The sequence below is a fragment of the Fodinibius sp. AD559 genome, assembly GCF_052712805.1.
This window is the reverse complement of sequence record NZ_JBQPVW010000003.1, coordinates 25,625-38,569: the sequence shown is the minus strand read 5'-3', so window position 1 is coordinate 38,569 and position 12,945 is coordinate 25,625. Positions and strand designations below refer to the sequence as shown.

Below are 12,945 nucleotides of genomic sequence, written 5' to 3'. Positions count from 1 at the left end.
TGCCGGGCATTTGTATTCTTACTAATCTTGCTTACAAATAAGGTCTTCGGCTATCTTGGCTGAGGAAAGTACGCCCGGTAGTCCCGCTCCGGGATGCGTGCCCGCTCCTACAAAAAACAGATCATCCACATCTTCAGATTTATTATGTGGACGAAACCATGCCGATTGCGTGAGAATAGGTTCTACTGAAAAGGCCGACCCCTTATAGCTATTAAGCGTATTTTGGAAATGCAGGGGATCAATGTGGTGTTCGACAACAATATTTTCTTCGAGGTTGGCCAGGTAGTTTTCTTCGAGGAATGAAATAATGGCATCGCGGTACGGCTTGGCTTTTTCATTCCAATCGGTGCCGCTGTCTAAATGAGGGACGGGGGAAAGTACATAAAAGCCTTCGCAGCCTTCGGGTGCAAGAGAGGGGTCGGTCTTTGTTGGCATATGCAGATAAAGAGAAAAATCCTCAGCCAGATTTTTATCATGGAATATATCAGAAAGTAGCTCCTCGTATCGCTCACCCAAAATTATATTGTGGTGATCAAGGTCGGAATCCAGGTATCGCTTTTTGGTTCCAAAGTAGATGACAAAAAGCGACATGCTGTACTTAGTCCGCTCAATTTTACGATTTGTCCACGTTGTTCGTTCACTTTCGGGGATCATATTGCGATAGGTAAACGCCACATCCGCATTTGAGACTACCTGATCTGCTGAATGTTCGCTGCCGTCATTTAGTCGAATACCATCTGCTTTGCCATTGGTAATTGTTATTTCATCTACCTCAGCATTGTAATGGATTGTACCACCTTGTTCTTCAATCAATTGAGTTAAAGCATTTACGATTGAGCCGGTGCCACCCATAGCATAATGTACGCCCCATTCGCGCTCCAGATAGTGTATCATTGCATAGATGGAGGTTGTATCAAAGGGATTGCCGCCCACTAACAGGGGATGGAAAGAGAAAACCTTGCGCAAAAAATCATTTTCAATGTATTGTGCGATATATTTATAGACTGTTTTGTGGGATTGCAGTCGGAGGAGATCAGGCACTACTTTTATCATATCCCACAGGCTTAAAAACGGCTGGTCGGCTAACTCAATAAAACCCTTGTTGAAAATTGCTTTGGTCGTCTTAAGAAACTTTGTATAGCCTTCCTTGTCAGCGGGATTCCATTGCTCAATTTCATTTAAGACGAAATTGTGATCGCCGTTGTAATCGAACTTTTCGCCTTCGGAATTAAATATCCGGTAAAAGGGATCGCATGGCACGAGTTCAAAATAGTTCTCCCGTCTCTTTCCGGCAGCCTCAAAAATTTCATCAAATAAAAAGGGAGCTGTTATAACTGTTGGTCCACCGTCAAATTTAAAGCCGTCCATCTCATAGACGTATGCGCGCCCCCCGGGTTTGTCGCGTTTTTCAAAAACGTCGACGTCATGCCCTTGTGATAAAAGTCGCGATGCTGTTGCAAGTCCGCCAAAGCCGCTGCCAATAACAATAATTTTTTTCTTCATCTGTATGTGATCTATGAGATTAATGCTGGTGCTACAACCACAAAACGAAGTCAATACATTCCAACGGATAGAAAAATTTCAAAATTAATTTTCGATCTGCTTGACGTATCCACTGAAACCTTGTCGTTTAAGCTGACGCTGTTTTTTGCGGGCGTTATTTTTATCCGTATAAACACCGTGATATACGCGGTAAACTGTCTTGTTACCCATGTTTATCTTTTCAACTCGGGCACCCCGTATTTTTTGGGCGTGAGATTGGGCTTGATGTTCATGGTTGAATGAGGCGAGTTGTACAGTATAGGTGGGTACTTTTAGGTTGGTTACTCTCGAGTTTTTTAAGTCTCCTTCCAATAATATAAGCTCAACCGGTGCTGTTCCTGATCCCAGCATGTCTATTTCATCAGCGGCTTTTTTAGACAGGTCGATAATACGGTTTTTGGCGTAGGGACCACGGTCGTTGATACGAACCGTAACGGACTTCCCGTTATCCAGATTTTTAACTTTGACAACGGTATTAAAGGGAAGTGTACGGTGGGCAGCCGTAAGCTCATACATGTCGTAGGTTTCGCCGTTGGCTGTTAATTTACCATCAAAGTTGGGCCCGTACCAGCTTGCTCTCCCGTCCTCAATTTTTTCTCCGGTCTTTTGATATTTGGGGGCATCATCCGTTTTTCCAAAGCGTGAAGTGGTACCGCAAGAACTAATAAATAAACTGATTGCTAAGATAAATATGGGAAGAGATCGCAAGGTAATTACGCCTGAAGTTTAAAAGATGTAGTAATATATTTTTACAGGATATAAAAATCCACAGTATTTATGGTAAAAACCAAATCAAGCTTTTGCAACTAAATGCAGTTAATTTTGTTTCGTACAGTTGTCTAAAAATATACCTATTAAAAGAAGGGAAGTTATTGAGCCGATGGTCTTGATACTTCAGGACGACCTATCTTATCCCGATAAAAAAAGAGCCGATGACTGGATTCGAACCAGCGACCTATTCTTTACGAGAGAATCGCTCTACCCCTGAGCTACATCGGCTTTAAGAAGTGGTCAAATATAACTACTCTGCTACTTTGATAGCAAACCGATGTAAAAATAAAATTGGAGATCGAATGGACTCTTGTCTATCTTCGATGATCAAAAAATAAGAGTATATGGAAAATTATATAGCAAATTATCCGGTGACATTTTATATAGTAGTTGCCAACGTGATTGTATCGCTGGGTGCCCTGTACCTATATCCGAAACTTATTGAGACAGGATATTTGAAGCCTTATCGTACTGTTAGAAAAAACACGTGGTACGAGCTTCTTACATCGGGATTTTTGCACGCTAATCTGGGTCACCTTTTTGTGAATATGTTCACACTGTATTTCTTTGGACCCGTGATGGAACGGGTGTTGGGCGGGGCCTACTTTTTGGGATTATATCTAACCGGACTTGTTGTGGCCGGAATTCCGTCAGTAATAAAATTTAAAGATGACCCTAACTATGCTACGTTGGGAGCGTCGGGTGCCGTGGGATCGGTTCTCTTCGCTTTTATTTTTCTCTTCCCAATGGAAAAAATTTACTTGATGCTGATACCCATTCCCATCCCGGCATTTGTTTTTGCTATCCTTTATTTAATATACAGCATGTACGCCAGTAAACAGGAGCGAGGGAAAATAAATCACGAAGCCCATCTCGCAGGGGCCCTGTGGGGCATTTTTTATTTAGTGATTTTTGTGCCCAATACGATTGATCACTTTCTGACCGTATTTGGGCTGGTGTAATATTCAGGAATTATTTTAACCGTTCTCTTTTCTAAACGTTTTCATAAAGTCGACCAGTGCTTCCACGCTTTCCATCGGGCACGCATTATACATGCTGGCACGGATTCCACCCACACTGCGATGTCCTTTTAAGGTATACAGGTCGTGCTCTTCTGCTTCCGATAAGAACTTGGCTTCGAGCTCTTCGGATGGTAGTCGAAAGGTTGCGTTCATCAGTGAACGAGAATCTTTTTCTACGGCGCCACGATAAAAGTCATCCCGATCAATCTCGTCGTAGAGCAGTGCGGCTTTCTTTTCATTAAAGGATTTGAAGTATTTCAGGCCGCCCTTGTCCTGTATCCACTCCAGTACCAGGTTTACCATATATACATTAAAAGTAGGAGGGGTGTTAAAGATTTTTTCCGCATGTGTCTGATATTGCAAAATGGTTGGTACACCGTCGGTATTTGCTTGCTTCAAAAAGTCTTTGCGGATAATAACAACCGTTACTCCGGCAGGTCCAATATTTTTTTGGGCACCTGCATAAATGATACCGTAACGAGATACATCTATGGGTTTGGATAGAAAGTCTGATGAAGCATCACAAACCAGTGGTATCCCATTGGTTTCAGGTTCTTCCGGAAATTGGGTGCCCGCGACAGTGTTGTTCGAAGTGAAATGGACATAGGCAGGATTATCGCTAAAGTTCAGCTCGCCGTCGGTTGGCACGCGATCATAATCTGTTTCACTACTGCTGTAAGGACGATGAACATTTCCGAAAGTTTTGGCTTCCCTAATAGCCTTGTTAGACCAACGCCCTGTGTCAATGTAGTCGGCCGTTTCGTTTTCATCTAAAAAGTTGAAGGGGACCATCATAAACTGTGAGCTGGCACCACCCTGGAGAAACATAATTTCAAAATCTTCGCCAAGATTAAGCAGGTCACGAAGACGAGCTTTTGCCTGACGGTCAATTTCGGTGTATTGGGCACTACGGTGGCTGATCTCCATCACCGATCGGCCCATATTTTGAAAATCAGTAAGTTCTGACTGCGCTTTCTCAAGAACTTCGAGTGGAAGTGTCGCAGGTCCTGCACTAAAATTGTGAACGCGTTTCATAAGCAGATAGATAAAATATTAGCAATTAAAAAGTGTGAACAAGTAGTCCGGATCGTAATTTGGGTTCAAACCATGTTGATTTTGGTGGCATCAGCCGACCTTCATCAGATACTTCTACCAGTTCTTCAATGCTTGTGGCATACATGCTGATCGCAAGTTCGGCCGTTCCGTTATCCACAAGTTTTTCTAATTCTTCTGTCCCCCGTATTCCTCCGACAAACGAAATATTTTCATCACGCCGGGGATCAGAAATATCCAGTAGAGGAGAAAGTACAAACTCTTGGAGTCGATGTACATCAAGTTTTTGAACGCTGTTGGGGTCTTCATCCAACGGCAGTTCCATGCCGTACCAGCTTCCATCAATATAGATGCTGATAGTCCCTTTTTCGGATGGTTGGGGATCAGCATCAGGCGTGAGTGAAAACTCATCCTTCAGTGTGTTTAAAAAATTATCGGGGATTGTATGCACGACCCGGTTGTAAGGCAGAATATTCATGTTAGACATGGGAAAGATCACGGCCGGGAAAAAGTTATATTCTTCATTGCCGGTATGTTCAGGATTGTTCTTTCGTTTTTTTTCGGCTGCCCGAGACGCACTTTTACAACGATGATGACCATCAGCTATATACAGATGAGATATCGATTTGAATGCCCGGACAAATGCTTCGGTCTTTTCCGCCCTCCACAATTTATGAGTAACCCCGTCAGAAGCTTCGAATTCAAAAAGAGGTTCTCCCCCTGTAGTTTCCTGGATGAGGTTTTCCGTTTCTTCATCATCTTTATACGTCATCATCACCGGCTCAGCGTGAGCCTGTTGGGTAAGGATGTGTCGCGTACGGTCATCCTCTTTAGCCGGTCGCGTGAGTTCGTGCTTTAATATTACTTCATTGTCATAGTCTTCTACCGATACGCAAGCAAAAATTCCGGTTTGAGGACGCCCGTTTCTTATTAATTGATACACATAAATCTGTGGCTCATTTTCTTGTTGGAGAGTTCCGTTTTCTAAGAAGGTATTCAGGTTTTCAGCTCCCTTGTCATATACTTCATCATTATGCGGATCGGTTCCCTCGGGCAAATCAATTTCTGGTCGAACAACATGGAGGAAACTTTTGGGATTACCCCGGGCAAGTTCACGCGCTTCTTTGACACTTACAACATCATAGGGAACACAAGCGATTTGTTCTACGTTTTTTGGGGCAGGATGCCAAGCTTTAAATGGTTTCAGAATAGCCATGCAACGGATCTTTATTCATTGATTATTATGGGTTAGAGCTCTCTAAAGTACTTGGTTGTTGACAATATTTAAAGAGCTTTTTTAACAAAATAGATTTAACGCAAAAATTAATTCTTTACGCTAAAGAGCTTATTTTAAGATCAATTTCGAACAAAAATTATTAGATATGGACAAGACAAATTACAACGGAGATAATTTATCTGAAGACGAACAGCAGCAATTACTTTTTATGATGCTGGTGCAACAGCATCAGCAGATTGCCATGATGGGAATGGGGAAATTAGAAAACCCTCAAACGGGAAGCACGGAAAGGGATTTGAAATCAGCTAAATTTGCCATTGATACCTTGCTTATGCTCGAAGAATTTACAGAAGGTAACCTTCCTGATCAGTTAAATAACTATTTGACAGAAACGTTGAATAACCTGCGTATGAATTACGCTGATGAGAAAGAAAAAGATAGTGAAGAATCAGGTGACCAAGAGGAGTAATGGCTATTATAGAACCTGTTACAGCGGCAGGAGGCGTTGTTTTTAAACGTAAAGACAACGAAGATCTATCTGTGCTATCGATATTCCGCCGTGGGGTATGGGATCTTCCCAAAGGGAAATTAGAAGAAGGGGAGACTATTGAGGAATGCGCGGTTCGTGAAGTGGCCGAAGAAGTTGGAGTCTCAGTTTTGCCTAAAATTGTTTTTGAACTCCCGGAAACCTATCACGAATATGAACAGGGCGGAACACATTATGGAAAAATAACGCATTGGTTTGGGATGCGATTTCCTGATGAGGCGGAACTTACCTTTAGTCCGCAAACCGAAGAAGATATAGAAAAGGTGAATTGGATATCTCTGAAGAAAGCACAAACGCTGGTGGGATATGAAAACTTGTCTAAAGTGCTAAAAGCATTTGAGCAAAAATACCAGCAGTATATTTCTTAGCGGATAAATCAATTACCGTTAGTAAAATAAAATTAGTCATCTAACAAAAAAGGCCTGCTGAGAAGCAGGCCTTTTGTACTAATTTGATATTAAGAGAAGTTCTTAATTTTGTAGCTTGAAGGTAATAGGCAAGCTGTACTGTACCCGAACGGGGTTTCCACGTTGTTGACCCGGTTCAAATTCAGCCTGTTTTACAACGCGCAATGCTTCTTTATCACAGCCACCGCCAATACCTCGAATTACTCTGGGATCTTCAACTTGTCCCTTTTCATTCACAATGAACTGAATAATAACTCGTCCTTCAATACCCGCTTTTCGAGCCATATCAGGATAATTAATCTTTTGCTGCAGTTTCCCTAATCCGCCTTTTAGTTTAGGCATGTTTTCTACAGCAACAAAGAAGTCTTCTTCCTCTTCTTCCTGTTGAGGTTCTTCCGGCTCGGGAAGCGGCTCATCCATATTAATATCGGCATCGATATTAATATCCTGATCCTCTATAATTTCATCATTTGGTACTTCAACAGGTACCTGTGGACGTGGAGGGGGTGGTGGTTTCTCTTCTTGTTTCGTTTGCGTTACTTCCTCCATTTCAACGACTTCCTGCTCCTGGGTAAGATCTGCATCCGGTTTTTCGGATACAATCTGCACTTTCATTGCGGTAATGAAAATGAGCAGCACGACAACCATACCCAGCTGTAAAAAGATAGTGTAGTAATTTCTAAGATCAGCCTGTGGCTTTTTTCTTTCAGAACCCATAATGCTATAATCTCCGCGTTAATTTGAAATATATTTATTAGGAATTGTAAGTAAACAAATTATTCTACTTAATCTCCACCTAAATAACAGTAAAAGAGGGTAAATTATTCCATTATTTTTTTCAAATTGTAAATTTGGACAAAAAACCCCCCTTTAGCTGCTTTTGGCGGGGTGCTATGTTTCTGTTTTTTTGGGCAATATTATTTTTAAAAGCCAAATGGCTAAGAGACAGCCCAGCACATCAAATAAAAAGTCAACAGGATCGCCTTGCCGATTTACGGGGAGTATATATTGCAAGACCTCGATTAGCAATCCAAAGGCGGTACCGCTGGCAAATATGATCCAGAGTTTTACTGCTTTGGACTTATGTATATGGTAGTATAGTCCTACTGATAGCGACCAGCTTCCAAAAAGCACGACATGGCCCAATTTGTCATAGCTCCAAAGCTGATTTTCACCCATAACGTCAGCAGGTAACAAGGTTAGTAACAGCATTCCCAGTGTTAAAGCGATTACACCAGTGGGTAATAAATAGCTGTGATCCGATAAAAAAGAATAAATAGAGGAAGATATATTCATATAAAATCGCTTGGCTCAGGTAAATCCTGATGTTGCTTTAAATAATGTTCGAGTTTCTGTTTGCCTTTCAGTAGTCCGTGGGCACTACTTGTAGCGGGCGGTCGGCCGAAAGCTAAATGTGCGCTAACCTTACCGGCTAACACATCACCGCTGCCAGCTCTGGAAAAGTAGTTGGTATTGTAGTTTGTTAGATAGCATTTACCCGCTGGTGTTCCGATAATTCCGGGCATTCCCTTTGCAAGTACAGTAACACCAAGCGTTTGGGCATATTTGCGAACAGTTTGTAACCGGGATGCTTTTTGTAGCTCGCTATTTTGTATCAGGCGATTCAACTCTCCGGGATGTGGAGTTAAAATCCATTCTGATTGATCAGCTTTGGGCAAGTCATCGAGTTGTGCCAGACACCATAATCCGTCAGCATCAATAACCGTAGGCTTGTTATTTTGTGATAAGATATCCTCAACAAAGTGAACGGTTGATTGTTCTCGTCCCAACCCCGGACCAAGTAGCAGGGCGCCCTCTTTTTCGGATAGTATATCTAAAACTCTGCTTGAATGTTCATCCTTGAAATGGAGGTCATCGCGATTACCTACGGGTTTCTTTATAATCGATGGCAGTGTTTGTTCATAAATAGAAAGTACGCCTCTTGGGCAAATTAGAATCACGGCTCCCAATCCTTCTGCCCAGGCGCTTTTGGCCGCCATTATAGCGGCACCCGTCAATCCCTCTGATCCGGCTATGATATAAAGTACGCCTGAATTGTATTTGTGCTGGCCGGGAGTTGGGGATTCCATCTTAATCCAGCTTTCATCAAGCAAGTAAGTATTACAATCTTCTTTAAAATGGTTGGGGAAAGAAAGTTCACAGTAGTGAATTGTACCCGCTTTTTCGGGACCATCCTTGAGGTAAAGACCCAATTTTCGCCCGCCAAAGGTAAAGGTGACATTGGCTTCAATTACACATCCCATAATTTTGCCCGAATCTGCATGCAGGCCGGTCGGGATATCCATCGAAAAAACGGGCTGTGATTGTCGGTTTGCCCATTCCACGGCCTGGGTATAATCGCCCCGTACATCACTGGTCAGTCCGGTGCCGAGCATGCCGTCAATAATAAAATCAAAATCTTTAGGGGGATTGAACTGCTCCCAATCTTCAAAAAATGTTGACCCATTATCGGGGTTGAATTTTCTGAGAAGCTCAAGGTTTTTTTGGGTATCGGGAGAAAGATCATCCGATCCGCTTAAAAAAACGATGGTTGCATCTATATTGTGCTGAAGCAGGTACCGTGCTACCACAAGGGCATCACCGGCGTTATTCCCTTTGCCGCATAAATAAACGCCGTGCGACAACTGCTTATCCTCAAGGAGCATATTGGCGGCTGACGATCCGGCAATTTCCATCAGGGTAAAACCGTCGATTTCCATCTCTTCGATGGTGCGCCGGTCAATTGTTTGGCTCAGTTCAGCATCAAACAGATAATGAGAATAGGGCGCGTCAAGAGTCTCTTTTACCATAAATTTGTAAATATGATTAGCTCAATAATTGTGAGCAGAATGCCGGCAGTAGTTCCGCCAGATAATTCTGTTAGCGAGTGAACACTGAGATGATACCGTGCCCACATCATTAGAGGTAAAAGTAGTAAAAGGTGGATTAAGGATAAAATTAATGTGATGAGATGATATTCTGTTATTCCCCAAAGAAACATAAGATAGTAAACAGTCCCCGCTACAGCAACGGATGCCGAATGCACACTTACTTTCCATCGCAGGTTTAGAAGAAAGGAGATAGTTAAGTTGGCCAGAAAAACCAGCGAAAGTATAAAAATAAAAAAGTGAAGGGTGGGGGTAAGCTGGTAAATGATCAGGGAAGCGATGGTTGCGCTGATAATCGAAAAGGCATACAGGACGGTACGCGTTTTTCGTAGTGGCAGATCCAGGGAATGGATGATTCCACGTCTATACAAGAAAAGGGTAAGCAGAAATGGTAAAACGCTGTAACAAAGTACAGCGATGCCAATAACTTGCAATGTTGAAATCGGTGATTGACCTAAAAGAAGACAGGCGCCCAAGAGTACGGCGGGTGGCATCAGTAAAGGATTGCCGAGGTCAGAAATCAGGCGTGCTGAACCTTCCTCGGCAAATCGGTCAAAAATATTGAGCGTACTGTCTACGGGCGATGGCTCCATAGGTACTGTTTAGTAGGCACGAGCAAAGAGAACTTTCTGTTTCGAAGGTTTCCCCGTGACCATGCATTCCCCCTCTTCGCCATCTTCGAGCGGGATACAGCGGATGGTAGCCTTTGTTTCGTCTTTGATCTTTTCTTCGGTTTCGGCCGTTCCATCCCAGTGAGCATAGACAAAGCCGCCTTCATTTTCGATGACCTCCTTGAACTCATCGTAAGAGTCTACGGTGTGGGTGTTTTCCCGGATGCGGTTTTGTGCCGACTCATAGAGATCATCCTGGATGATATCCAGCAGGTCGTCAACTTTTTGGGCAATGCCGTCCCGACTGACGATGTTTTTGTCCAGCGTATCGCGTCGAGCCAGTTCCACATTGTTATTTTCCAGATCGCGCGGACCAATAGTTAAACGCAAGGGAACGCCAGCTGCTTCGTGTTCATTAAATTTCCAGCCCGGACTCATATTTTCACGGTCGTCCAGTTTTATACGGATGTTCAGGGCGTCAAGCTCAGCAATAATTTCCTGGCAGTAATCGAGCACCTGCTCTTTTTGCTCATCGCTTTTCCAGATAGGAACAATTACCACCTGGTTTGGCGCCAGCTTTGGAGGCAGTACAAGTCCCTGGTCATCGGAGTGGGTCATAATCAAACCGCCGATTAATCGCGTAGAGACGCCCCAGCTGGTGGCCCATACATACTCGTGCTCCCCTTCAGAGCTTTGGAATTTTACATCGAATGCCTTGGCAAAATTTTGCCCCAGAAAGTGAGAGGTGCCGGCCTGTAGCGCTTTGTTATCCTGCAGCAATGTTTCGATACAATAGGTGTCAACCGCTCCGGCAAATCGCTCGGATTCCGTTTTTACGCCCGTTTTTACCGGCATGGCCATATACTCTTCGGCAAAAGTGCGATAGACTTCCAGCATTTGCCGGGTCTCTTCAACGGCTTCTTCTTTGGTAGCGTGCGCGGTATGCCCCTCTTGCCACAAGAACTCCATGGTGCGGAGGAACAGGCGCGTGCGCATCTCCCAACGAACAACATTGGCCCATTGGTTAATCAGGATGGGCAGGTCGCGGTACGATTGAATCCAATCGCGATAAGAATCCCAGATGATCGTTTCAGAAGTAGGCCGAACAATCAATTCTTCTCCAAGTTTAGAATCCGGATCTACCTCTACGCCATCATCGGTGCTCTGCAGGCGACTGTGGGTAACCACCGCGCACTCTTTGGCAAAACCCTCGACGTGCTGGGCTTCTTTGGATAAAAATGATTTTGGAATAAACAGCGGAAAGTATGCATTCTCATGACCGGTATCTTTAAACATCTGATCCAGCGTATCCTGCATGTTTTCCCAGAGGGCGTAGCCGTTGGGACGAATGACCATGCAGCCGCGCACAGGAGAGTGGTCGGCCAGCTTGCCTTCACGAATTACATCTTGATACCATTGTGAAAAATCTTCGTTTCGTTCAGTGATTTTCTTTGCCATGAGAAGTAATGGAATTCAGTGCTTAAAATGTATTTTGAATTTATAAGCTGGAAAATAAGGCGATTTCGATGAGCCTCAAAAAAAGATGTCGTTTTTCCATTGGATAGGTATCAAAAAGTTACAGAAAGGACTTAATATTTTACCAGAATTGCTTTATATTTGGCAACTCTTGATTTAATCAGCATACCGTGGTAGCTCAGTTGGTGAGAGCGTCGGATTCATAACCCGGAGGTCGGCGGTTCGATTCCGCCCCACGGTACTCTATAATATCCCTAAGTGGTTAATAAACAGCTACTTAGGGATTTTTTATTTAGAGTTGGTACAACATTGGTACAACTTTTATAACTCTTTGGGCCTAATTAGGGTCAATTTCAAAGAAATCTTTTCTGGATATTTGACAAAAGTCTAAATAAAGACCCAATAAGCTTTTGAGACCATTATCCAAACTATTAGGATGAGCTACTTCTTTTTGGAAACCAAGAAGCTCAAACTTTTTTGCATGCTCAAATAAGTAATTAGTATTTGAAGTATTGGAAAAGAATTCAGAAAGAATTTCTGTTGGGATATCATCAGAAGTAGAGTTCAGATCTTGTCTTATTTGCTTCGTTATTTTCTCACCATCCTTAACATATCCTGATACTAATTTACTAACTATAGTCATGATATGATCAGTTTTAGCTTTTCCGTGGGATCCATGTTTAAATCCCTCATCCAACATTTCTTGTTTCTCATCTTGATTCATAAAAGGGACTGATCCTATCAGATAATCAATAATTACTAATGAATGGGAAACAATTAAATATAAAAATCTAAGATAGTAGCCTGATTTATTTGGACGAGCTATGACTTCTTGAAATAATTCGTTTATATCTTCTAGACATTGGTTAAATCCTGTGAAGTTCAAATCAAAAATTAGTCTAGATTTTGATCTTTCATATCTTCTCCACCAATCACCCAAAAACTTTTTTAGATCCTCATTATCTAATTGCTCTTTTAGAAATTCTTCACTAACTCTCTTTATTTTAAAATCTTTTTCCTTTAGTTCAGATAGAAAATTCCCATCAAGTACAACAACATCTTGTTTCTTGCCATACTCAGTTACTTCAGGTCTACTATCACTTGTTGCTACAATGCATTTATCAAGACCTAGGTTATTTTGTATTCCTTTAGTCCAGAAGATGCGTTCAACTGCATGAGGACTTTTTTTATCTTTGATATCTACATTGATCCATTCTCTACTAAAACTGGAATTTTTGTTATACAGTAGTAAATCAATATCGGTGATATCTACATTCTTATGATTAACCTTAACTCCTCTTACAACATAGAAACCTAGACCTCGGAAATAATATCTAAGTATTTCTTCAGCCTTGTCTCCTTTAGATAGGTTTTCGATCTTTTTGGACATA

The 12,945-nt window shown here is 42.3% G+C and carries 13 protein-coding genes and 2 tRNA genes; 4 read left to right on the top strand and 11 right to left on the bottom strand.

The features are described from left to right. Positions 1-21: 21 nt before the first annotated feature. From ACQ4LT_RS05885 to ACQ4LT_RS05875, 3 genes are all read right to left on the bottom strand, one after another. Positions 22-1,503 (bottom strand): phytoene desaturase, encoded by a 1,482-nt coding sequence (locus ACQ4LT_RS05885; RefSeq protein ID WP_445665102.1) that lies wholly within the window; start codon positions 1,501-1,503, stop codon positions 22-24. An 84-nt stretch (positions 1,504-1,587) separates the two neighbouring features. Then, complete coding sequence (locus tag ACQ4LT_RS05880) at positions 1,588-2,250, bottom strand: septal ring lytic transglycosylase RlpA family protein (protein ID WP_445665101.1); 663 nt, start codon at positions 2,248-2,250, stop codon at positions 1,588-1,590. Between the two features lie 219 nt (positions 2,251-2,469). After that, a tRNA-Thr gene (locus tag ACQ4LT_RS05875) sits at positions 2,470-2,541 on the bottom strand. Between the two features lie 116 nt (positions 2,542-2,657). On the opposite strand from ACQ4LT_RS05875, the gene ACQ4LT_RS05870 reads away from it, so the two are divergent. After that, the gene (locus ACQ4LT_RS05870; RefSeq protein ID WP_445665100.1) at positions 2,658-3,275 is read left to right on the top strand and encodes a rhomboid family intramembrane serine protease; all 618 of its coding nucleotides are present in this window, start codon (positions 2,658-2,660) and stop codon (positions 3,273-3,275) included. A 15-nt stretch (positions 3,276-3,290) separates the two neighbouring features. Here ACQ4LT_RS05870 and serC read toward each other — a convergent pair whose 3' ends face one another. Together serC and ACQ4LT_RS05860 are read right to left on the bottom strand one after the other, a co-directional pair. After that, the gene (gene serC / locus ACQ4LT_RS05865) at positions 3,291-4,370 is read right to left on the bottom strand and encodes a 3-phosphoserine/phosphohydroxythreonine transaminase (RefSeq protein ID WP_445665099.1); all 1,080 of its coding nucleotides are present in this window, start codon (positions 4,368-4,370) and stop codon (positions 3,291-3,293) included. 25 nt (positions 4,371-4,395) lie between these two features. Then, a complete protein-coding gene (locus ACQ4LT_RS05860; protein ID WP_445665098.1) occupies positions 4,396-5,604 on the bottom strand; it encodes a DUF1015 domain-containing protein in 1,209 nt (402 codons plus the stop codon). 166 nt (positions 5,605-5,770) lie between these two features. Between ACQ4LT_RS05860 and ACQ4LT_RS05855 the strand changes: the two genes are divergently transcribed. Together ACQ4LT_RS05855 and ACQ4LT_RS05850 are read left to right on the top strand one after the other, a co-directional pair. Continuing rightward, complete coding sequence (locus ACQ4LT_RS05855) at positions 5,771-6,094, top strand: DUF1844 domain-containing protein (protein WP_445665097.1); 324 nt, start codon at positions 5,771-5,773, stop codon at positions 6,092-6,094. Next, the gene (locus tag ACQ4LT_RS05850) at positions 6,094-6,540 is read left to right on the top strand and encodes an NUDIX hydrolase (protein WP_445665096.1); all 447 of its coding nucleotides are present in this window, start codon (positions 6,094-6,096) and stop codon (positions 6,538-6,540) included. Before ACQ4LT_RS05855 ends, ACQ4LT_RS05850 begins: the two co-directional genes overlap by 1 nt. 102 nt (positions 6,541-6,642) lie before the next feature. On the opposite strand, the gene ACQ4LT_RS05845 is transcribed toward ACQ4LT_RS05850, so the two are convergent. The 5 genes from ACQ4LT_RS05845 to proS form a co-directional block, all read right to left on the bottom strand. Beyond that, the gene (locus ACQ4LT_RS05845) at positions 6,643-7,296 is read right to left on the bottom strand and encodes an energy transducer TonB (RefSeq protein WP_445665095.1); all 654 of its coding nucleotides are present in this window, start codon (positions 7,294-7,296) and stop codon (positions 6,643-6,645) included. Between the two features lie 174 nt (positions 7,297-7,470). Then, complete coding sequence (locus tag ACQ4LT_RS05840; protein ID WP_445665094.1) at positions 7,471-7,875, bottom strand: VanZ family protein; 405 nt, start codon at positions 7,873-7,875, stop codon at positions 7,471-7,473. After that, positions 7,872-9,389, bottom strand: a complete 1,518-nt coding sequence (locus tag ACQ4LT_RS05835) for an NAD(P)H-hydrate dehydratase (RefSeq protein ID WP_445665093.1) — start codon at positions 9,387-9,389, stop codon at positions 7,872-7,874. The genes ACQ4LT_RS05840 and ACQ4LT_RS05835 overlap by 4 nt, the downstream gene beginning before the upstream one ends. Beyond that, on the bottom strand, positions 9,383-10,060 hold the full coding sequence (locus ACQ4LT_RS05830; RefSeq protein WP_445665092.1) for a hypothetical protein: 678 nt from the start codon (positions 10,058-10,060) through the stop codon (positions 9,383-9,385). Before ACQ4LT_RS05830 ends, ACQ4LT_RS05835 begins: the two co-directional genes overlap by 7 nt. Positions 10,061-10,069: 9 nt before the next feature. Continuing rightward, positions 10,070-11,536 carry a proline--tRNA ligase gene (gene proS / locus ACQ4LT_RS05825; protein WP_445665091.1) on the bottom strand — a complete coding sequence of 489 codons (1,467 nt, stop codon included), beginning with the start codon at positions 11,534-11,536 and terminating at the stop codon, positions 10,070-10,072. Between the two features lie 185 nt (positions 11,537-11,721). Between proS and ACQ4LT_RS05820 the strand changes: the two genes are divergently transcribed. Next, a tRNA-Met gene (locus tag ACQ4LT_RS05820) sits at positions 11,722-11,795 on the top strand. A gap of 96 nt (positions 11,796-11,891) precedes the next feature. Here the strand turns inward: ACQ4LT_RS05820 and ACQ4LT_RS05815 are convergent. After that, positions 11,892-12,944 (bottom strand): hypothetical protein, encoded by a 1,053-nt coding sequence (locus ACQ4LT_RS05815; RefSeq protein WP_445665090.1) that lies wholly within the window; start codon positions 12,942-12,944, stop codon positions 11,892-11,894. Position 12,945 lies beyond the last annotated feature (1 nt).